The organism is Paragemmobacter amnigenus, from assembly GCF_009908265.2.
Taxonomy (GTDB): domain Bacteria; phylum Pseudomonadota; class Alphaproteobacteria; order Rhodobacterales; family Rhodobacteraceae; genus Paragemmobacter; species Paragemmobacter amnigenus.
Genome location: NZ_JAAATX020000004.1, coordinates 59,701 through 79,908, shown reverse-complemented (window position 1 = coordinate 79,908; position 20,208 = coordinate 59,701). Strand labels below are relative to the sequence as shown.

Annotated in this window: 22 protein-coding genes; 14 read left to right on the top strand and 8 right to left on the bottom strand. The window is 68.3% G+C overall.

Annotated elements, in window-relative coordinates; all coding sequences use genetic code 11:
- Nucleotides 1-69 precede the first annotated feature (69 nt).
- Nucleotides 70-993: a DMT family transporter gene (locus tag GU927_RS06480; protein ID WP_161761539.1), complete on the top strand. Its 924-nt coding sequence runs from the start codon at nucleotides 70-72 to the stop codon at nucleotides 991-993.
- A gap of 185 nt (nucleotides 994-1,178) precedes the next feature.
- Here the strand turns inward: GU927_RS06480 and GU927_RS06475 are convergent, their stop codons facing one another.
- Complete coding sequence (locus GU927_RS06475) at nucleotides 1,179-1,760, bottom strand: thymidine kinase (RefSeq protein WP_161761538.1); 582 nt, start codon at nucleotides 1,758-1,760, stop codon at nucleotides 1,179-1,181.
- A 107-nt stretch (nucleotides 1,761-1,867) separates the two neighbouring features.
- Nucleotides 1,868-3,247, bottom strand: coding sequence for a DEAD/DEAH box helicase (locus tag GU927_RS06470; RefSeq protein WP_161761537.1), 1,380 nt, complete (start codon nucleotides 3,245-3,247; stop codon nucleotides 1,868-1,870).
- Between the two features lie 328 nt (nucleotides 3,248-3,575).
- On the opposite strand from GU927_RS06470, the gene GU927_RS20455 reads away from it, so the two are divergent.
- Entirely contained in the window at nucleotides 3,576-4,031 is a 456-nt protein-coding gene (locus GU927_RS20455; RefSeq protein ID WP_161761536.1) for a BrnA antitoxin family protein, read from the top strand.
- Nucleotides 4,032-4,261: 230 nt separating this feature from the next.
- Here GU927_RS20455 and carB read toward each other — a convergent pair whose 3' ends face one another.
- Nucleotides 4,262-7,591, bottom strand: a complete 3,330-nt coding sequence (gene carB, locus GU927_RS06460) for a carbamoyl-phosphate synthase large subunit (protein WP_161761535.1) — start codon at nucleotides 7,589-7,591, stop codon at nucleotides 4,262-4,264.
- Between the two features lie 341 nt (nucleotides 7,592-7,932).
- Here carB and GU927_RS06455 point away from each other — a divergent pair, with 341 nt between their 5' ends.
- The 7 genes from GU927_RS06455 to GU927_RS06425 all read left to right on the top strand — a co-directional run bounded on the left by GU927_RS06455 (nucleotide 7,933) and on the right by GU927_RS06425 (nucleotide 14,071).
- Nucleotides 7,933-9,072, top strand: coding sequence for an aminodeoxychorismate synthase component I (locus tag GU927_RS06455; protein WP_161761772.1), 1,140 nt, complete (start codon nucleotides 7,933-7,935; stop codon nucleotides 9,070-9,072).
- Complete coding sequence (locus GU927_RS06450; RefSeq protein ID WP_232489142.1) at nucleotides 9,030-9,650, top strand: aminotransferase class IV family protein; 621 nt, start codon at nucleotides 9,030-9,032, stop codon at nucleotides 9,648-9,650. Before GU927_RS06455 ends, GU927_RS06450 begins: the two co-directional genes overlap by 43 nt.
- A 174-nt stretch (nucleotides 9,651-9,824) precedes the next feature.
- On the top strand, nucleotides 9,825-11,606 hold the full coding sequence (gene aspS, locus GU927_RS06445) for an aspartate--tRNA ligase (RefSeq protein WP_161761771.1): 1,782 nt from the start codon (nucleotides 9,825-9,827) through the stop codon (nucleotides 11,604-11,606).
- Between the two features lie 296 nt (nucleotides 11,607-11,902).
- Entirely contained in the window at nucleotides 11,903-12,388 is a 486-nt protein-coding gene (locus tag GU927_RS06440) for a DUF1993 family protein (protein WP_161761533.1), read from the top strand.
- A 56-nt stretch (nucleotides 12,389-12,444) separates the two neighbouring features.
- Entirely contained in the window at nucleotides 12,445-13,143 is a 699-nt protein-coding gene (locus GU927_RS06435) for a GNAT family N-acetyltransferase (protein ID WP_217765558.1), read from the top strand.
- A gap of 249 nt (nucleotides 13,144-13,392) precedes the next feature.
- Nucleotides 13,393-13,797, top strand: coding sequence for a methylmalonyl-CoA epimerase (mce, locus tag GU927_RS06430; RefSeq protein WP_161761531.1), 405 nt, complete (start codon nucleotides 13,393-13,395; stop codon nucleotides 13,795-13,797).
- A 4-nt stretch (nucleotides 13,798-13,801) separates the two neighbouring features.
- Complete coding sequence (locus GU927_RS06425) at nucleotides 13,802-14,071, top strand: DUF1467 family protein (RefSeq protein WP_161761530.1); 270 nt, start codon at nucleotides 13,802-13,804, stop codon at nucleotides 14,069-14,071.
- 11 nt (nucleotides 14,072-14,082) lie between these two features.
- Here GU927_RS06425 and GU927_RS06420 read toward each other — a convergent pair whose 3' ends face one another.
- The 4 genes from GU927_RS06420 to GU927_RS06405 all read right to left on the bottom strand — a co-directional run bounded on the left by GU927_RS06420 (nucleotide 14,083) and on the right by GU927_RS06405 (nucleotide 17,499).
- Nucleotides 14,083-14,916 (bottom strand): DUF3800 domain-containing protein, encoded by an 834-nt coding sequence (locus GU927_RS06420; protein WP_161761529.1) that lies wholly within the window; start codon nucleotides 14,914-14,916, stop codon nucleotides 14,083-14,085.
- Between the two features lie 111 nt (nucleotides 14,917-15,027).
- A complete protein-coding gene (locus tag GU927_RS06415; protein WP_394357664.1) occupies nucleotides 15,028-15,723 on the bottom strand; it encodes an EI24 domain-containing protein in 696 nt (231 codons plus the stop codon).
- A 10-nt stretch (nucleotides 15,724-15,733) separates the two neighbouring features.
- Nucleotides 15,734-16,306: a nitroreductase family protein gene (locus GU927_RS06410; RefSeq protein ID WP_161761527.1), complete on the bottom strand. Its 573-nt coding sequence runs from the start codon at nucleotides 16,304-16,306 to the stop codon at nucleotides 15,734-15,736.
- A gap of 77 nt (nucleotides 16,307-16,383) precedes the next feature.
- Entirely contained in the window at nucleotides 16,384-17,499 is a 1,116-nt protein-coding gene (locus tag GU927_RS06405) for a class II histone deacetylase (protein ID WP_161761526.1), read from the bottom strand.
- Nucleotides 17,500-17,564: 65 nt separating this feature from the next.
- On the opposite strand from GU927_RS06405, the gene GU927_RS06400 reads away from it, so the two are divergent.
- On the top strand, nucleotides 17,565-17,819 hold the full coding sequence (locus tag GU927_RS06400; protein WP_161761525.1) for a DUF167 domain-containing protein: 255 nt from the start codon (nucleotides 17,565-17,567) through the stop codon (nucleotides 17,817-17,819).
- 66 nt (nucleotides 17,820-17,885) lie between these two features.
- On the opposite strand, the gene GU927_RS06395 is transcribed toward GU927_RS06400, so the two are convergent.
- Nucleotides 17,886-18,143, bottom strand: coding sequence for a hypothetical protein (locus tag GU927_RS06395; RefSeq protein WP_161761524.1), 258 nt, complete (start codon nucleotides 18,141-18,143; stop codon nucleotides 17,886-17,888).
- 180 nt (nucleotides 18,144-18,323) lie between these two features.
- Here GU927_RS06395 and GU927_RS06390 point away from each other — a divergent pair, with 180 nt between their 5' ends.
- From GU927_RS06390 to GU927_RS06375, 4 genes are read left to right on the top strand one after another with little or no spacing between them, the layout of a single operon-like run.
- Nucleotides 18,324-19,052 (top strand): M48 family metallopeptidase, encoded by a 729-nt coding sequence (locus GU927_RS06390; RefSeq protein ID WP_161761523.1) that lies wholly within the window; start codon nucleotides 18,324-18,326, stop codon nucleotides 19,050-19,052.
- 20 nt (nucleotides 19,053-19,072) lie between these two features.
- Nucleotides 19,073-19,387, top strand: a complete 315-nt coding sequence (locus GU927_RS06385) for a DUF6455 family protein (RefSeq protein WP_232489141.1) — start codon at nucleotides 19,073-19,075, stop codon at nucleotides 19,385-19,387.
- Nucleotides 19,388-19,438: 51 nt separating this feature from the next.
- Nucleotides 19,439-19,801 (top strand): YigZ family protein, encoded by a 363-nt coding sequence (locus GU927_RS06380; protein WP_161761522.1) that lies wholly within the window; start codon nucleotides 19,439-19,441, stop codon nucleotides 19,799-19,801.
- 27 nt (nucleotides 19,802-19,828) lie between these two features.
- The gene (locus GU927_RS06375; protein WP_332838488.1) at nucleotides 19,829-20,194 is read left to right on the top strand and encodes a diacylglycerol kinase; all 366 of its coding nucleotides are present in this window, start codon (nucleotides 19,829-19,831) and stop codon (nucleotides 20,192-20,194) included.
- Nucleotides 20,195-20,208: the final 14 nt, after the last annotated feature.

Here is a 20,208-nt window from a genome sequence, read left to right as displayed (position 1 = left end):
CTTTCGGGCGCGCAATGGGCAACCTAGCAGGCTTCACAGAGGATGCGAGAGGGACGAAAAGGCAATTTCATGGGCAATTCCGACAGGACGCTGGCGGCGGCGGGGTTCATCTTCGTCTATGCGATGGTGATCGGGTTCACCGACAATTACGTGCGGGTGATCGCCTCCGAGGTCGGGCTGTGGCAGTTCCACTTCACGCGGACCTGCATGGCGATGGTGCTGCTGGGGGTGGCGTCCTATGCGCTGGGGTTCCGCGTGCGGCCCAAGCGCTGGGCGGGGGTGGCGGGGCGGTCGGCGATCCATGGGCTTGCCATGCTGATCTATTTCGGGGCGCTGGCCTTTCTGGATGTGGCGCTGGTGGCGGCGGGGCTGTTTTCGGCGCCGATCTGGGTGCTTCTGATCTCGCGCTTTGTCTATGGGCATCGCTTCGGGCCGGTGCAGGTGGTGGCGGTGGTGCTGGGCTTTGCGGGCGTGATCCTTGTGCTGGGGCCCGAGGCGATGGCGGGGGCGTCCTTGCCTGCCGTGCTGCCGGTGCTGGCGGGGGCGATGTATGCGATGGGCAATATCGCGACGCGCGAATGGTGTGAGGGCGAGGAGGCGGCGACGCTGACCGCGGGGTTCTTCGTGGCGCTGGGGGTGCTGGGGGCGATCGGGATGGCGGTGCTGACGCTGGCGCCGATGGCGGTGCCCGAGGGGACGGCGGGGTTCCTGCAGCGCGGGCCGGTTGCGCCTTCGGGGACGTTCTATTTCTGGACTTTCGTGCAGGCGACGGGGTCGCTGGTGGGGGTGGGAATGATGATCCGCGCCTATCAGATCACCGATGCGGCCAAGGCGAGCGTGCTGGAATATGTGATCCTGCCGGCCTCGGCCTTCTGGACCTTCGTGCTGTGGGGGACGGGGTTGGCGCCGCTGGCGGCGTCTGGGATGGTAATGATCGTGGCGGCGGGGACACTGATCGCGTTCAGGGGGCGGGTGGAAGAGGTGGGGGCGTAGGGACTGCGCTGGTCCGCGGGGCTCAGAGCGCATGGGCGTGACGGTCGGGGATCACCCGGGCCCAATGGCCCGGGTGGCGGCCGCACCGCCCCCACGGGGCGGCCGCACGTATAGGTGCAGCCACCCTGCGGTGCGGCCGCCACCCTCGCGTTGCGCCAACGTTTTTTCTATTCTATCGCAACGCCTTACGCGTCGCCCACCGCTTCGCGCCAGTGTTTGCGGCAGAGGCTGACATAGGTCTCGTTCCCGCCGATCACCACCTGTTCGCCCGCCGTCAGCGCCCGCCCGTCGGGGCCGCGGCGGATGACCATCGTGGCCTTTTTCCCGCAATGGCAGATCGTGCGGACCTCGCGCATCTCATCCGCCCAGGCGAGCAGGGCGGCGGAGCCGGGGAAGAGGTTGCCCTGGAAGTCCACGCGCAGGCCGTAGCACATCACGGGGACCTTCAGGTCGTCCACCGCGCGGGCAAGTTGCCAGACCTGATCCTTGGACAGGAATTGCGCTTCGTCGACGAAAATGCAGGCGACGGGGCCTTGCGACAGGCGGCTCCTGATCTTTTCGAACATGTCCTCGCCCGGGGCGAAGGTGTCGGCATCCTCGCCGATGCCGATGCGGGAGGCGATGCGGCCTTGCCCTGCGCGGTTGTCGAACTGCGCGGTGATCAGGTAGGTCGCCATCCCCCCCTCGCGGTAGTTGTGCGAGGCTTGCAGGAGCAGGGTCGATTTGCCTGCGTTCATGGTCGAGTAATGGAAGTAGAGCTTGGCCATGCGCGGGGATTAGCGCAAAGGCCCGTGCGTGGCTAGGGGGGGCAGAACCCGGGGGGCTGTCGGCCCCCCCGGACCCCCCGAGGATATTTGTGAACGGATGAAAGGGCTTAGCCCCTGCGTCCGCCTTGCCCTTGCTGGCGCGGCTTGCCCGTGTTGCCCGAGCGGGTGGGGCTGCCGCCGCCGCCCATGGGGCGGGCGGGTTTGGCGCCCTGTTTCGGCTGGGGCTTGGGGGCCTGCGACTGGAATTCGGGGCGGGAACCCTGCGGCTTGCCCTGCGGTTTCTGGCCCGGACGGCCACCGCCCGGACGTTGACCGCGGTTCTGGCCGGGTTTCGGGGCGGCTGCCACGATATCGGCGGCCCATGGGGCGCCGCCGATGACCGGAATCTGTTTTTTCAGAACCTTTTCAATTGCTTGCAGCTCACCCATCTCGGCCGGGGCGCAGAAGGCGACGGCGTTGCCCTCGGCCCCCGCACGGGCCGTGCGGCCGATGCGGTGGACGTAGTTTTCCGGCACGTTGGGCAGGTCATAGTTGTAGACATGCCGCACGCCGGGAATGTCGATGCCGCGCGCGGCGACATCGGTGGCGACGAGCACGTCAAGCTCGCCATTTCGGAATTCGGTCAGCGTGCGGTCACGCTGGTTCTGGCTTTTGTTGCCGTGGATGGAGCCGACCTTGAAACCCCATTGTGCCAGCAATTTGCTAAGTTTCTCTGAACCGTGCTTGGTGCGGCCGAAAACCAGCGCCTGTTCGCCGGGATGTTTTTTCAGATAGTCCTCGAGCAGCTTCGCCTTGTCGCCGTTGGGGATGAAATGGACGCCCTGGACGATCTTTTCGGCGGGCTTGCCCGGGGGGGCCACCTGCACGCGGACGGGGTCGCGGAGGTAGGTTCCGGCGATCTCCTCGATATCCTTGGGCATGGTGGCCGAGAAGAGAAGTGTCTGTCTTTTCAGGGGGATATGCTTTGCGATCTTCCGCAGGGCATGGATGAAGCCCATGTCGAGCATGTGGTCGGCCTCATCCAGCACCAGATAGCCGGTGTTCTGCAGCGAGACGTCGCCGCGTTCCAGAAGGTCGATCAGGCGACCGGGGGTGGCCACCAGCACATCCGCCCCGCGCGCCAGCGCCATGGCCTGCCGGTTGAGGGACGCGCCGCCCACCACGGTCAGCACCTTGACGGGGGTGCCCTTGGTGAAAATCGTAAGGTTGTCAGAGATTTGCGTGACGAGTTCGCGGGTCGGGGCAAGGATCAGGGCGCGCACGTTGCGCGGGCCCGGCGGGTGGCCGATGTCCAGAAGGCGGTGCAGGAGCGGCAGGCCGAAGGCGGCGGTCTTGCCCGTGCCGGTCTGGGCCAGACCCATCAGGTCGCGGCCCTTCATCACATGGGGGATGGCCTGCACCTGAATCGGCGTGGGCAGTTTGAGGGTGGTTTTTTCCAGCGCTTTCAAAATCTTGGGCGAAAGGCCGAGGTCGGCGAAAGTGGTCATGTGTCGTGTCTTTCCGGCCCTGTTCATAGGCCAAGAGGGGCCGCAGCAAGGGCGGCCGGTGGCAGTGGGTGCGCCGATCGCGCGGCGCGGAACCCCTGCGTGAAGGTGGGAACCTGTGGCCCGGTCCAGCTCCCTAAACGGGCTGCTCACGCGGCAGCGGAGGGCGGGCGTGAGGGGGAGATGGGGCTTTTCGGGTGCAAAGTCAACCGTCACGTCGTCCGTGCCGCTGGCTGTGCCGCAAGCTGTCAGCACGCGGCGCGCGGCGGGTTCGGGTTTCGTCAAGCTCTGGCAGGCAGGGTGGGCGGGTTGATCGGACGCGGAGGGTGCGATGGAACCGGCGAGGATGCGGGGCAAGGCGGCGGCGCATTACCACTATATGGCGGACGCGATGCGGCGGCTGGAATGGGACCTGCATCACCGGATCGAGGTGACGGGGCGCATTCCGGCCGAGTGGCACGAAATCGCGCGGGAGGAGCCGCAGGGCGGGACCGAGCGGGTGTCGCTGCGGCTGGACCGCGACGTGGTGAAGTTCTTCCGGTCGATGGGCTTGGGATATGGGCCGCGGATCAACCGCGTGCTGCGGTCCTATATGCATGCGCGGCTGGCGGGGGTGATCCGGGGGGCCGAGACGGCGCCGCAGTTCCGGCTGCCGGTGGAGGGGGAGCGGCCGATGTGGGGCGAGACGGCGCGGGTGATGGGTCTGGGCGAGGGGCCGGATGCGGCGGAGCGCGAGGCGGAGGCGCGGGCGCGGCTGGAGGAGCGGGTGAGGGGGGTGGGGTTGTGACGCGGGGCGGAATGGCGGGGTGAATCCCGCCCTACGCGGCTTTGGTGCAAGGGCGCGCGAAAGGTGCCAGTGGCACGTTTCGCGTGACCGACGGTAGGGGCGCGCACGTCCCGGTGGGGCGGGACGTGCGCGCCCGTCCTGCGGACCTTTGGGCCACGGGGCGGACCTGACCGTTGCGCTGGTTTCTTTACATTCAGGAGCCGTAGGGCGGGGTTCACCCCGCCTTTGGCTTACCCCTGCAACGTCCGCACGCCGTACCCTTCGCCCCGTGCCTTCATCGCCGCCACTGCCGCGATGGAGGCGGCGGCGGTGGTGAAGTAGGGGATCTTGTCCATCAGCGCGACGCGGCGGATGTCGCGGCTGTCGGACACCGCCTGTGTGCCGTCGGTCGTGTTCAGCACCAGCGCGATGTCGCCGTTCTTCAGGCGGTCGACGATGTTCGGGCGGCCTTCATAGACCTTGTTCACCCCCTCGGCCTTGACCCCTTGGGATTTCAGCCAGTCGGCGGTGCCCTTGGTTGCCACGATCTCGAACCCCATGGCGATGAGGTCGCGCGCGGCGGAGGCCAGCGTTGCGGTCTTGTCCATGTCCTTGACCGACAGGAACACGCGGCCCGATTCCGGCAGCATAGTGCCCGCGCCCATCTGCGCCTTGAGGAAGGCCAGCGCGAAGCTGCGGTCCCAGCCCATCACCTCGCCCGTCGAGCGCATCTCGGGGCCGAGGAGGGGGTCGACGCCGGGGAAGCGGGCGAAGGGGAGGACGGCTTCCTTCACGCTGAACCACGGCGTGATGGGGTTCGCCAGCGTCAGCGCATCGGCCAGCGGCAGCGGGCTGTCGGGGCCGACGCCTGCCGGATAGGGCGCGCGTTCGGGGAAGTTCGACAGCGGCTCGCCGGCCATGAGGCGGGCGGCGATGGAGGCGATGGCGCTGTCCGTCGCCTTGGCCACGAAGGGCACGGTGCGGGACGCGCGGGGGTTCACCTCGAGGACGTAGATGACGCCGTCCTTGATGGCGAATTGCACGTTCATCAGGCCGACGACATGCAGCGCGCGGGCCATGAGGACGGTCTGGCGCTTGAGTTCCTCGACCGTTTCGGTGCTGAGCTGGTGGGGGGGCAGGCAGCAGGCGCTGTCGCCGGAATGGACGCCCGCCTCTTCGATATGTTCCATGATGCCCGCGACATGGACGTTCTCGCCGTCCGAGAGGGCGTCGACGTCCACTTCCACCGCGCCGGAGAGGTAGCTGTCGAGCAGCACGGGCGAGGTGCCCGAGACCTGCACGGCGGTGGCAATGTAGCGTTCCAGCTGGTCGTCGGAGCGGACGATTTCCATCGCGCGGCCGCCGAGGACGTAGGAGGGGCGGATGACGAGGGGGTAGCCCACCTGTGCTGCGATGGCGAAAGCCTCGTCGCGGCTGTGGGCGATGCCGTTTTCGGGCTGTTTCAGGCCGAGGTCGTGCAGCAGGTGCTGGAAGCGTTCGCGGTCTTCGGCCAGGTCGATCGCGTCGGGCGTGGTGCCGAGGATCGGGATGCCCTCTTCATGCAGCGCGTTCGCCAGTTTCAGGGGGGTCTGGCCGCCGAATTGCACGATGACGCCGTGCAGCGTGCCGTTGTCCTGTTCCACGCGCAGGATTTCCAGCACGTGTTCCAGCGTCAGGGGTTCGAAGTACAGGCGGTCCGACGTGTCGTAGTCGGTGGACACGGTTTCGGGGTTGCAGTTGACCATGATGGTTTCATAGCCCGCGCCGGTCAGCGCGTAGCAGGCATGGCAGCAGCAATAGTCGAATTCGATGCCCTGCCCGATGCGGTTCGGGCCGCCGCCGAGGATGACGACCTTTTTCGCGCCCGAGGGGCGGGCTTCGCATTCCACGTCGCCCATGACGGGGCTTTCATAGGTGGAATACATGTAGGGCGTCTGCGCCTCGAATTCGGCGGCGCAGGTGTCGATGCGCTTGAACACGGCGGTGACGCCGAGGTTGCGGCGGGCGCGGCGGACCTGCGCCTCGTCCCGGCCGGTGAGTTTGGCAAGGCGGGCGTCGGTGAAGCCCAGCATTTTCAGGCGGCGCAGGTCGTCCGCGGTGACGGGAAGGCCGTCCTTGCGGACCTGCGCCTCGGTGTCGATGATTTCGCGGATGCGGGCGAGGAACCACGGATCGAATGCGGTGGCGGACTGGATGTCGTCATCGGTCAGCCCGTGGCGCATGGCCTGCGCGATGACGCGGAGGCGGTCGGGGGTCTGCTGCGACAGGGCCTTGATGATGGCGGCTTTGTCCGGTGCGCCGGGTATGGCGATTTCGTCAAAGCCGGTCAGGCCGGTTTCCAGCGAGGCCAGCGCCTTTTGCATGGATTCGTGGATGGTGCGGCCGATGGCCATGGCTTCGCCCACCGATTTCATGGCGGTGGTGAGGTTGGGCTCGGAGCCCGGGAATTTCTCGAAGGCGAAGCGGGGGATCTTGGTGACGACGTAGTCGATCGAGGGCTCGAACGAGGCGGGCGTGACCTTGGTGATGTCGTTGTCCAGCTCGTCCAGCGTGTAGCCCACGGCGAGTTTCGCGGCGATTTTCGCGATGGGGAACCCCGTGGCCTTGGAGGCCAGCGCCGAGGAGCGCGAGACGCGGGGGTTCATCTCGATCACGACCATGCGGCCATCGGCGGGGTTGATGGCCCATTGCACGTTGGACCCGCCGGTTTCCACCCCGATCTCGCGCAGCACGGCGATGGAGCCGTTGCGCATGATCTGGTATTCCTTGTCGGTCAGCGTCAGCGCAGGCGCGACGGTGATGCTGTCGCCCGTATGCACGCCCATCGGATCGACGTTTTCGATGGAGCAGACGATGATGGCGTTGTCGGCGCGGTCGCGCACCACCTCCATCTCGTATTCCTTCCAGCCGAGGAGGGATTCATCCACCAGCACCTGCGCGACGGGCGATGCCTCGAGGCCGGATTTCACGATGGCCTCGTAATCGTCGCGGTTGTAGGCCACGCCGCCGCCGGTGCCGCCAAGGGTGAAGGCGGGGCGGATGATGGCGGGCAGGCCGACATATTCCAGCGCGGCCATGGCTTCGGCCACGCCGGCGGCGATGTCGTATTTGCCGGAGGGCAGTTTGGGGGCGGCGACGATGGTGGCCTTGGGGTTTTCAAGGCCGATGCGATCCATCGCCTCGCGGAAGAGCTTGCGGTCTTCGGCCATTTCGATGGCCTGACGGTTGGCGCCGATCAGTTCCACGCCGAATTTTTCCAGCACGCCCATGTCGGCGAGTGCCAGCGCCGTGTTCAGGCCGGTCTGGCCGCCCATGGTGGGAAGGAGCGCGTCGGGGCGTTCCTTTTCGATGATCTTGGCGACGACTTCGGGGGTGATGGGTTCGATATAGGTCGCGTCGGCAAGACCCGGATCGGTCATGATCGTCGCGGGGTTCGAGTTGACGAGGATGACGCGGTAGCCTTCCTCGCGCAGCGCCTTGCAGGCCTGTGCGCCCGAATAGTCGAATTCGCAGGCCTGCCCGATGACGATGGGACCGGCGCCGATGATCATGATGGAGGAGATATCGGTTCTTTTCGGCATGGTCCTGTCCCGCATGTGCCATCCCGCAGCATGAGTGCAGCGGGTGGTGGATTCGTGCTTCGCGCAAATTGACGGGGGTTTAGGGGAGTAGGGGGCGCGGCGCAAGCGGTTGTGGCGGTCAGCGATTTCTGTCGCAGAAATCGCGCAAAATTCTGGCGCAGAATTTTGCGGGTGGCTGGCGTCGCGCGCTTGGAGGCGAAATCTGTGCCGGATTTCGCGGCATTTTCTGCGTCGGAAAATGCCTGCGGCGGGCGGTTCGGGGCGGCAGGGTGTCGCGCATGGGCTGGTCGGGGCACGGGGGGGGTGCTATCTCGGCCCGCGATGCAGGGGAGTTGGGTCGCGTGATCCTTTTCGAACATGGTCCGGGCGGAGAGCCTGCGCTTTTCGACGAAGCCCGCGAGGTGATCGTGGCGCGGCGGGCCGATCAGGTGCGCGCGGCCTTTGCCCGTGCCGATGCCGCGCGGGCGGCGGGGGCGTGGGTTGCGGGCTATGTCGCCTACGAGGCGGGCTATGCGCTGGAGCCGAAGCTGGCGGGGCTGATGCCGCGGCGGCGGTCGGGGCCGCTGGTGGCGCTGGGCCTCTTTGACGGGCCGCGCGATGCGGGGCCGGTGCTGGCGCGGGCGGGGGCCGAGGCGGGGCAGGCGCGGCTGTCGGGGCTGCGGCGGGGGATCGGGCGCGGGCGCTATGACGCGGCCTTTGCGCGGGTGGCGGACTATATCGCGGCGGGGGATTGCTACCAGATCAACCTGACCTTCCCGCTGTCGGCGCGGCTGGAGGCGGGCACGGCGCTGGGTCTTTATGGCAAGCTTCGGGCGCGGCAGGCGGTGGGATACGGCGTCTATGCCGATCTGGGGGCGGGGCCGGTGGTCATCTCGCGCTCGCCCGAGCTGTTCTTCCGCGTGGAGGGGGGCGTGATTTCGGCGCGGCCCATGAAGGGGACGGCCCCGCGCGATCCGGACCCCGTGCGGGATGCGGCGCTGGCGGCGGAGCTGGCGGCATCGGAAAAGGCGCGGGCCGAGAACCTGATGATCGTCGATCTGCTGCGCAACGACATCGCGCGGATCTCCGAGGTGGGGTCGGTCAAGGTGCCCGAGCTGTTCGCGGTGGAGCCTTTCGCCACGGTGCACCAGATGAGTTCGACCGTGCAGGGGCGGCTGGTGGCGGGGGCCGATCTGGGCGGGCTGATGGCGGCGCTTTTTCCCTGCGGGTCGATCACGGGGGCGCCGAAGATCCGCGCGATGGAGATCATCCGCGAGGTCGAGGGGCGGGCGCGGGGAGTCTATTGCGGGGCGATGGGCTGGATGGCGCCGGGGGGGGATGCCGCGTGGAACGTGGCGATCCGCACGCTGTCGCTGTTCCCCGAGGGGCGCGTGGTGCTGAATGTGGGCGGCGGCGTGGTGCAGGACAGCACGGCGGCGGGCGAATGGGAGGAGGCGCTGTGGAAGGCGCGTTACGCGGAAGGGCTGGAACGGCGCGTCTGATCGAGACGCTGCTGTGGGACGGGGCGCGGTTTCCGCGGCTGCCCCTGCATCTGGCGCGGCTGGCGGCGGGGGCTGAGACGCTGGGCTTTGCCCATGACGCGGTTGCGGTGGAGCGGGCATTGCGCGCGGCGGTGGGGGACGGGCCGCTGCGGGTGCGGCTGACCATGGGCCTTGCGGGGGATGTCGAGGTGACGGTGGCCGCGCTGCCTGCCGCACGGGCGGAATGGCGCGTGGGGCTGGCGGGGGCGCGGCTGGCCTCGGGCGATCCGTGGCTGCGGGTGAAGTCGACGCGGCGCGGGGTCTATGACGCGGCGCGGGCGGCGCTCCCTGAGGGGTTGGACGAGGTGGTCTTCCTGAACGAGCGGGACGAGGTCTGTGACGGGACCATCACCACGGTCTTTTTCGACCGCGGGCAGGGGATGCGGACGCCGCCTGTGTCGTCGGGGCTGTTGCCCGGGGTGTTGCGGGCCGAGATGGCGGTGCCGGAAGAGGTGCTGCGGGCCGAGGATCTGCCGCGCGTGCGGCTGTGGGTGGGCAATGCGCTGCGCGGGCTGATGCCGGCGCGCTTTGCCGGATAGCGGGGCAGGGGGCGCGCGCGCCCCCTCTGGCCCTTGCGGGCCATTCACCCCCTGCGGGTATTTGGGCCGAGATGAAGGCGGGGGGGTGGGGGGCGTGGAAGCGGGCCTTGACTTCGCACGCGGCAAGGGGTGTATCGGCGCGATGACAAAAGATGCCTCGCAAGGGGGAGCATGATGCACGCCTATCGCAGCCATACCTGCGCCGAACTGAACACCGCCCATGTGGGCCAGACGGTCCGCCTGTCGGGCTGGGTGCATCGCGTGCGCGATCATGGGGGCGTGCTGTTCATCGACCTGCGCGACCATTACGGGATCACGCAGGTGCTGGCCGACAGTGACAGCCCTGCCTTTGCCGAGATCGAGAAGGTGCGGGCCGAATGGGTGATCTGCATCGACGGGCGGGTGAAGGCGCGGGATGCGGCGCTGGTGAACCCCAAGATCCCGACCGGCGAGGTGGAGGTCTATGCGACGGGGATGACGGTGCTGGGTGCTGCGGAAGAGCTGCCCATGCCGGTCTTTGGGGAGGTGGATTATCCCGAAGAGACGCGGCTGACCTATCGCTTCCTCGACCTGCGGCGCGAGAAGCTGCATCGCAACATGATGCTGCGGTCGAACGTGGTGCGGTCCTTGCGCAACCGGATGTGGGGGCAGGGGTTCAACGAATTCCAGACGCCGATCATCACGGCCTCCAGCCCCGAGGGCGCGCGCGACTTTCTGGTGCCGAGCCGTCTGCATCCGGGCAAGTTCTATGCGCTGCCGCAGGCGCCGCAGCAGTTCAAGCAGTTGATCATGGTGGCGGGGTTCGACCGTTATTTCCAGATCGCGCCCTGTTTCCGCGACGAGGACCCGCGCGCGGACCGGTCGCCCACGGATTTCTACCAGCTTGACGTGGAGATGAGCTTCGTCGAGCAGGAGGATGTCTTTGCCGCCGTGCAGCCTGTCATCCAGGGGCTGTTCGAGGAGTTCCGGCCTGACTGCAAGGTGCCGTCGGACTGGCCGCGGATTGCCTACAAAGATTCGCTGCTGTGGTACGGGTCGGACAAGCCGGACCTGCGCAATCCGATCAAGATGCAGGTGGTGAGCGAGCATTTCCGCGGGTCGGGTTTCGCGGTCTTTGCGAAGCTTCTGGAGAACGAGGGGACCGAGGTCCGCGCCATCCCCGCGCCGACGGGGGGCAGCCGGAAGTTCTGTGACCGCATGAACGCCTTTGCCCAGAAAGAGGGCCTGCCGGGGATGGGCTATATCTTCTGGCGCGAGGCGGAGGACGGGTCGGGGATGGAAGCCGCCGGTCCCTTGGCCAAGAATATCGGGCCGGAGCGGACGGAGGCGATCCGCCAGCAGCTTGGGCTGGGTCTGGGCGATGCGGCGTTTTTCCTTGGCGGGAAGCCCGAGCAGTTCGTGGCCTTCGCGGGCAAGGCGCGCAACGAGATCGGGCGGGAGTTGGGGCTGGCGGAGACGGATACGTTCCGCTTTGCGTGGATCGTGGACTTCCCGATGTATGAAAAGACGGATGACGGGAAGATCGACTTTTCCCACAACCCCTTCTCCATGCCGCAGGGCGGGATGGAGGCGCTGATGGGCGATCCGCTGGCCGTGCATGCCTATCAGTATGATCTGGCCTGCAACGGGTACGAGCTGATCTCGGGCGGGATCCGCAACCACAAGCCCGAGATCATGTACAAGGCCTTTGAACTCGCCGGTTATCCGAATTCCGAGGTGGACAAGCGGTTTGGCGGGATGGTCAAGGCGTTCAAATATGGGGCTCCTCCTCACGGGGGCTGTGCCATGGGGATCGACCGCGCGGTGATGCTGCTGGCCGACGAGCAGAACATCCGCGAGGTCATCATGTTCCCGATGAACCAGCGGGCGGAGGATCTGCTGATGGGCGCGCCGAGCGAGCCCACGAACGAGCAGCTGCGCGAGCTGCGGTTGCGGGTCGTGCCGAAGGACCAGTGACGGGGATTGCCCTGTCGGGACGGGAGGGGCGCCGGTGGGCGCCCCTTTTGGTTTGATCGGGCAAGCGCGCGACCATCGTCGCGCGCGCCGTGACCAAGCTTCCACCCGTTCCGCCCGTGCCCAGACCGGCGGAGCGGGTGGATGACCCCTCGCGGCTTCGTTGCCTCAGCCGCGATCGGACCGGCGAAACTGTCCACCGGACAGTTTCGCGTCGGTCCTCTGGCCGATGCCCCGCCACTCGCCAAGCGCGGGTTTCCCTGCCACTCTGGCGCATCCCCGCCCGCCCGAGGTGATCCATGCCGCCGCATCCGCCGCTCTACACCGCCTCGGTTCCCGTGTTCCGCCACTATCTTGACCGTGTCGCGGGGATGGTGGAGCGGGCGGGGACGCAGGCGCTGGACCACCGGATCGCGGAGAGTTTTCCGGCGCGGCAGCAGTTCGGCACGGCGGCGGGGTTTGCCCTGCGCGTGGCCTGTCCGCTGGCGGGGCGCGCGGTGCCGGACCTGCCCGCCGCGCTGGGGCCGCGGCTGGCGGTGGCGCGGGCCACGCTGGGGGGGATGCGGCCCGGGGAGTTTGCGGGGGCGGAGGGGCGGGTGATCGCGCATCGCGCGGGCTTTGCCGATCTGGAGCAGGACGGGGCGGCCTTCCTGCACCTGTTCGGGATGCCGAATTTCCTGTTCCACGTCACCATGGGCTATGCCGCCCTGCGCGCGGCGGGGGTGGCGCTGGGCAAGGCGGATTTCGACGGGCTGCACAGCTATCCCGAAGGGTTTGCCTTCTGATCTTGCGGCCCGCCCCGTCGGCGGGGCAAGGTGGGCGCGAACGGATGGAGGCGGCGATGGCGGGCGTGACGGTGGATGGCTGGAAACCGGCGGACTGGCCGGGAGCGGAGCCGCTGGAGGGGCGCTATGCGCGGCTGGAGCGGCTGGATGCCGATGCCCATGCCGCCGACCTGTTCGCGGCCTTCGCGGGCCATGACGGGCTGTGGGATTACATGCCCTATGGCCCCTTCCATTCGGCGGCCGCCTATCACCGCTGGGCCAAGGAGGCGGTGGCGGGGCGCGATCCGGTGTTCTGGGCGATCCGCGAGGCGGGGGCGGCGCATCCGTCGGGTGTCGCGTCCTTCCTGCGGATCACGCCCGATCACGGGGTGATCGAGGTGGGGCATATCTGCCTGTCGCCGCAGCTTCAGCGCGGGCGGGCGGCGACCGAGGCGATGTTCCTGATGATGGACTGGGCCTTTTCCCACGGCTATCGGCGGTACGAGTGGAAGTGCAACGCGCTGAACCTGCCGTCGCGGCGGGCGGCGCAGCGGTTGGGCTTCTCCTTTGAGGGGGTGTTCCGCCAGCACATGGTCATCAAGGGGAAGAACCGCGACTCGGCGTGGTTTTCCATCATCGACAGCGAATGGCCCGCCCTGCGCGAGGCCTATGCGGCGTGGCTGTCGCCCGCGAATTTCGACGCAGGCGGACGGCAGCGCGAGCGGCTGTCGGACCTGACGCGGCTGGTGCGCGCGGCATCGGACTCGGCGCTGTAGCGCGGGTCAGGGCGGGTAGAGCGCCACGATGCGCGCGTTCAGCGCGTCGCGCAGCGGGGGTGGCACGGGGGCCGGATCGGGCAGGGGGATCATGGGTGCGGACATCGGGGCAGCTCCGTCCTTGGCGTCTGTCTGCACAAGGCCACAAAACCGTAACGGTTCCGTTAAGGGGGGTGCGGCGGTGCCGCCCCTTGCACCGGCGCAGGGGCGCACCCATAACGCAGGCGAGAGCTTGTGCATGAGGGAACCATGATCGGACGTCTGAACCATGTCGCCATCGCCGTGCCGGACCTTGCGGCGGCGTCGGAGCAGTATCGCGGCACGCTGGGCGCCAAGGTCGGCGCGCCGCAGGACGAACCCGATCACGGGGTGACGGTGGTCTTCATCGAACTGCCCAACACGAAGATCGAACTGCTCTATCCGCTGGGGGAGAACTCTCCCATCGCCGGTTTTCTGGAGAAGAACCCCGCGGGCGGCATCCACCACATCTGCTATGAGGTGGACGACATCCTTGCGGCGCGGGACCGGCTGAAGGCGTCAGGCGCGCGGGTGCTGGGGTCGGGAGAGCCCAAGATCGGCGCGCATGGCAAGCCCGTGCTGTTCCTGCATCCCAAGGATTTCAACGGCTGTCTGGTCGAGCTGGAGCAGGTGTAGGGCCATGAGCATCACCTCGGCCATCGTGCTTTATGCCGTCTGCTGGTTCATGACCTTCTTCATCGTGCTGCCCATCCGTTTCGTCAGCCAGGGCGATGCGGGCGAGGTGGTGCCGGGCACGCCAAGGGGCGCGCCGGCCACGCATATCGTGGCGCGCAAGGCGAAGATGACGACATGGATCGCGGCCATCGTCTGGGCCGTGCTGGCGGGGATCGTCCTGTCGGGCGTCATCACCGTGCGCGACATCGACATGCGCGGGGTGATGGGCGGCTGAGGGGGACCCCCCTAGCGGAACATCACGCTCGCGCCCTTGCTGCCGATACGGTCCGAGACGGTGATCCCGCCGCGCCATTTCTGACCGTCGAAATGGCGATATTGCAGATCGCGCAGTTTCTGGCCGTAGCGGGTGCGAAGGCTCTGCGCTGCGGGCTGCACGTGGACATTCGCCACATGGCCCGTGCAATAGGCATGGGTCGCCACCGGATAGATCAGGGCCGAGGAGATCAGGTCGCAAATCTGGATCATGGCGTGATTGTCGCTGTGTCCGAACGCCGGCAATTCCAGCAGGCGGGAGTAACCGGGGGCTGCCGTGGCGAATTTGCGCGTGAAGATGGAATGGGAGGCGTTCACGTTCTTCGGTTTGTTGCGGCCATCGACGATGCAGAAACCTTCGGAGTCCTGTTCCTCGAGGAAGGCGTCGAAGGATTGCGTCAGGGCCTGAAGCGACGAGGTGTAGACGGCGGTTCCGTTGAAGGGATCGCCGGGTTTCTTGACCCAGAGGCGCGACATGAGCCGGATTGCGTTACGCTCCAGCACACCGACGATGTGGTCGAGAAAGCCTGTGGCGTGGCTGCGCTGGCGGGCCGAGCCTTGCAGGAGGCTGTGGCGCAGGTCACTTCCCTTGACCTCGCCCAGGATCGTGTCGGGGAAGAGGGTGCTGGGGTAGTTCAGATTGGGGAAGAACCGCGCCTTCAGCGACAGGAAATCCGTCGTCACACCCCGCAGGATCGTGGCGTCCATCACCAGCGCGGTCATCAGGAAAACGGGTTGGTCGTTCGGCTTGGGCGGATCGGAGACGGCGCCGAGGTCACCGGATTCATCGACGTAACACAGATACAAGGTTCACCCCGAACGTAATATGGCCACCCGAAGGTGGCCATACGATGTGCTGCCGCATGGGTCAGCGAAGGCATTTTGCTACCCCAGAGGTAGAGTGCGGTTGCCTGACTGTCAAGTGGGTGCACGCTGCGGCAGGCGGTGCACCAGATGGGTGAAGGTCGCCACGCCGAGCACGGGGATCACCAGATTGACCAGCGGCAGCGACAGGGGGGCTGCCATCAGCACGCCCGCGCCCCAGATGCGGGCGCGGTTGGCGCGCCAGAGGGCGGCGGCGGCGGGGCGGTCCATCCGGCGCTGGGCCACCAGCGTGAAATATTCCCGCCCCAGAAGGTAGCCGTTCACCGACCAGAAGAGGAGCGGCACGAAAGGCCCCGCAAAGGGCCAGAGCAGCAGCGCCACGAGATTCGCCCCCAGCACCAGCCCGAAAAAGCGCAGCGCGCCCGCGATGCCTTCGGCCAGTCCCAGCGGTCGGGGGGCGGGAAGGGCGGGGTAATGGCGGTCCTCGACCGCGTCGGCCACCTGTTCGAGGAAGAGCCCCGTGAAGGCCGAGGCGACGGGCACCATCAGGAAGACCGAGGCGAAGAGCATCAGAACGACCGATCCCACCGAGAGCGCGGTATCGATCCCCCCCACGGGGCCGAGCAGCGGCAGGTCGGTGGTGTCGGGCACCAGCCACTGGATCACCCCCACCCCCGCCGCATAGAGCGCGACGAGCAGCGCCAGCGTCAGCGCCACCCCCGCCAGCAGCACGCGGCGGAAGCGGGGATCGCCCACCTGTCCCAGCGCGGCGGAGAAGCAGGAGAGGATCAGGCCCATATCAGCACCACGTCACCACCCGCGACAGGTCGGGGCGGGGGCGGTCGGGGGCGGCGGCGGGGCCGCGCGTGCCGATATGGACGATGCCCGCGACCCATTCCCCGACCGTGCAGCCGAAGGCGCGGGTGATGAAGGCGCGGTCATGCGCCACCCATCCGGTCAGCCATTGTGCGCCCCATCCGGCGGCGGTGGCCGCGTTGACGAGGTTCAGGCAGAGAGCGCCCGCCGACAGCGTCTGTTCGATTTCGGGCACCTTTTCCGCCGGGACGGGGCTGGCGATCACCACCACCGCCAGATGCGAGCGGTCGAACTGCCCGCGCCCCTTTTCGATGCGGACGGGGTCGTCGCCCATCTCGCGCGCCCGCGCCTCGCCCAGATCGGCCCAGCGGGACAGCGCCTCGCGCCCGCCCACCACCAGCCGCCACGGTTGCAGGTTGCCGTGGTCGGGCACGCGCAGGGCAGCGGCGAGGATCGGCTCCAGCGCGGCGCGGTCTGGGGCGGGGCCGGTCATGGCCTTGGACGGGTAGGAGGCGCGGGTGGCGAGGAAGTCGAAGGCGGCGTCGGTGCGGGTCATGTGGGGCCTATGCGGGGCAGGGGTCGCGGGTCTGGCTATGCGGGCGGGGGCGGCGGGGCAAGGGGGAGGATGGCGGATCAGGGCGCGGAAAGGCCGCGTTCCAGATCGTCGATCCAGCCGCTGACGAAGGCGTCGAAGCGGGCATCGGGTTGGCGCGCGGCGAGGGTGGGGGCGAGAGGGTCTGGCGCGGTGATGCGGCTGCCCGAAAGCTCTTCGATCACGGCATGGCCGCAGAAGGGGACGTAGACCTCGGAATAGCCGCCCTCGTGGACGAGGAGGAGGCGACCGTCGCAGAGCGTCTCGGCCGCCAGACGCGTCAGGCGGGTCAGCTCGCGGAAGGTGGCGGCGGTGGCGAGCATCCGGCCGAGCGGGTCGAGGGCGGCGGCATCGAAGCCGCAGGCGACGATGATCGCGTCGGGGCGGTGGGCGTGGAGCGCGGGCAGGACGAGGCGGGAAAACGCCTCGACATAGCCCTTGTGGCCGGTGCCGGGGGGCAGGGGGATGTTCAGGTTGGTGCCGCGCGCCGCCCCCTCGCCCCGCACATCGGCGCCGCCGGTATCGGTGGGATAGTTGCGGTCCTGATGCAGCGAGATGGTCAGGACGTCGGGGTCCGACAGGAAGATCGCCTCGGTCCCGTTGCCGTGGTGGACGTCCCAGTCGATGACGGCGAAGCGGCGGCCAAGGCCCGCCGCCTGTGCCGCGCGGATGGCGATGGCGATATTGGCCAACAGGCAGAAGCCGTTGGGTTTGTCGGGCAGGCAATGGTGCCCCGGCGGGCGCGAGAGGGCGTAGGCATTCGTCACCTCGCCCCGCAGGATGGCGCGCAGCGCAGCGGTGGCAAGACCGGCGGAGAGGGTGGCGATCTCGTACCCGCCGCGGCCGAAGGGGGCGCGGGGGCCAAGCTCGCCGCCTTCGGCATCGGAGAGGTCCTTGAAGCGGTCGAGGTAGCACGCGGGGTGGACGCGCAGCAGTTCGTCGCGCGTGACGGGATCGGCCGAGCGGAGGGAGAGGTCGCGCATCAGGCCCGTCACCTCCATCAGGTTCTTCAGGCGGCGCTTGGTTTCGGGGCTTTCGGGCAGGCCGCCGCCGGGCTGGACGAAATGGCCGACGGGGCCGCCGACGGGCAGGGTCAGGGCATAGTTGCCGCCATGGTGCCAGAAGGTGCGTTCGTCGGTGTAGAAGGCTGTGGTCATGGGCGGGGCTTTCGCGGATTGTCGGCCCGCAGGTTAGGCGTGGTGCGGGGCAAAAGGCCAGAGGGATGCAGAAGGGCGAGCGGGCAGATCTGGCCGTGGCGGGGGCGGAATTCGCGGTCCGGGTGACGCCGCGGGCGCGGGTGGCGTCCTGTGTGCTGGAGGACGGGGTGTGGAAGATCGCCGTGAATGCCCCGCCCGAGGACGGGCGGGCCAATGCGGCGGTGGCGGCGGCGCTGGCCCATGTTCTGGGCGTGGCGAAGGGGCGGGTGGTGCTGGTGCGGGGGGCGAGTTCGCGCGACAAGCGGTTCCGGCTGGAGTGACGGTTTACGCAAATTACGTAATTTGCAGGTGGTGCGGATGGTTGGCAGGGTCCGGGGTGCTGCGCGTCAGGGTTTCGCGGGCGTCTTTGCGGGCTTTGCCTCGATCCGGTAGCTGCCTTCGGGCAGGTCGAGTGCGGCGGCGAGGTCGCGCAGTTGCGCCATGGAAAGGGTGATGCGGACCGGCTCTTCGGTCATCGGGTCAAGCTGTTCCAGCGTGACGCAATCGTCGAAGGCGAGGATGGTGATGTCTTCCATCAGCCCTTCATGCCCCTCGTCGATGAGGGTGATGACGGTCGCGTCGAAGTCGTGCTCGATGGTGAACATGGGGCAAGGCTAGCGCGGGCGGGCGGGGGCGCGCAACGCGAAAAAGCGGCGGCGGGCGGCGGGGCGCTGACATGGGCGTGAGGCGGCGGGGCAGGGCTGGTCGGAGGGGCGCGCTTTGCCTAGATTGTCGGGAAAGAGGCGTGATCCCGGCAGCGGGGCGATAGGGGCGGCGGGCAGGCGATGCGGGCAGTGGTTCTGGCTTTGGTGGCGGCGGGCGGGTTGGCGGGATGCGTGCCGGCCTATGGTCCCGTGGCAGGGGCGGGGTATGAGGCCGCGCCGGTGCCGGTGGCGATGCCTGCGCCCCTTGCGCCACGGCAGGCGGCGGCGAATTTCCTGCGGGTCGTGTCCCGGGTGGAGCCGATGACCGAGGATATCTGCCGCCAGCGCACGCGGGGTGTGAATTGCGATTTCCGCATCGTGATCGACGACCGTCCGGGGCAGGGGCCCAATGCCTTCCAGACGCTGGACGAGGGGGGGCGGCCCATCCTCGGCTTCACGCTTGCCCTGATCGCGGATGCGCGCAACGAGGACGAGATCGCCTTCGTCCTTGGCCACGAGGCGAGCCACCACATCCTTGGCCATATCCCGCAGACGCAGCAGACGGCGATGGCGGGGGCGATGATGGCGGGGATTCTGGCGCAGGCCACGGGGGCAGATGCGGTGGCGGTGGAGACGGCGCAGCGCATGGGCGCGACGGTGGGGGCGCGGCGCTATTCGCGGGCCTTCGAGCTGGAGGCGGATGCGCTGGGGGCGGAGATCGCGCTGTATGCCGGATATGATCCGGTGCTGGGGACGGGCTTTTTCGACCGGCTGCCCGATCCGGGGGACCGTTTCCTCGGGTCGCACCCGCCCAATGCCCAGCGCAAGGCGCAGGTGGCCGCCGTGGTGGCGGGGCTGCGCGGATACTGAGGGCCGCTTGATTTGCGTCAATGCGTCGCGGGTCGGCCTGCGGCACCCTGTCCTTGCGCGAACGAGGAGGGCTTGCCGCCATGATGGGATATGTCGAGGCACCGAAGGCATGGGGGTTGACCCGCGGGATGGGCCGCGTGGTCGGGGTGAACCTGACCGATGCGGTGGTGGAGGGCTGGCTGAGCCGGGCGGAGCTGGCCGATCTGGTGGACCGTTGCCAGGCCTGCGACCGGGCAGAGGAGTGCACCGGATGGCTGGCGCGGACGGTGAAGGCCGAGGCGCTGCCTGCCTTCTGCCCCAATAAGGCGGGGATCGAAGCGCTGGTCGCGCGCTGATGGCGCGACGGGTGGCGTGACAGGCGGCCCGCCGCGGGCTATGGCGGGGGCATGTTGAAGCTGGGGGAAGTCCTGCGCGACCGCGGGTCGCGCTATGCCGTCTCGGGCGGGCCTGTCGCGGGCCGCGCGGGGGTGGAGGCGTTTCTGGCCGAGCTGAAGCGCGAGAAGAAATATGCCAAGGCCACGCATAACACATGGGCGGCCGTCCTGACGGACGGGGGCGCGATGAAGGGCGACGACGGCGAGGCGGGCGCGGGGGCGGTGATCCTGAAGATGCTGGAGCGGGCGGAGCTGCGCGACCATGTGGTCGTGGTGACGCGCTGGTATGGGGGCGTGCATCTGGGGGGCGACCGGTTCGCGCATGTGGTGACCTGCGTGCGGGCCTATCTCGACGCGGTGGCGCGGTCGGGATAATCCTGACGCAGGGTCAGGCTGAGGTGCATGATGATCGACTGGGTGAAGGCCGAGGTGCGGCGGATCATGAACACGACGATCTGGTCGTGGGAGGGCTGGGTTTCCGCATGGGGCCGCGAGAAGTCGCTGCGGCAATGGACGGCGCTCAATGTGATCTCGGCCGTGGCCGTGTTCCTGATCGACCTGACACCGGGGGAGCGGGCGCTGATCCTTGCGCTGGGGTTGCTGGTGCTGGCGGCGGAGCTGATCAACACGGCGGTCGAAGAGGTGGTGGACTACATCTCGGAAGAGCGCGACCCGCGGGCGAAGCGGGCCAAGGATGCGGGATCGGCCATGGTGGCCGTGGCGGCGATCGCCTGCGGGGTGGCGTGGCTGGTGGTGCTGCTGGGATAGAGCCGGACGGGGCG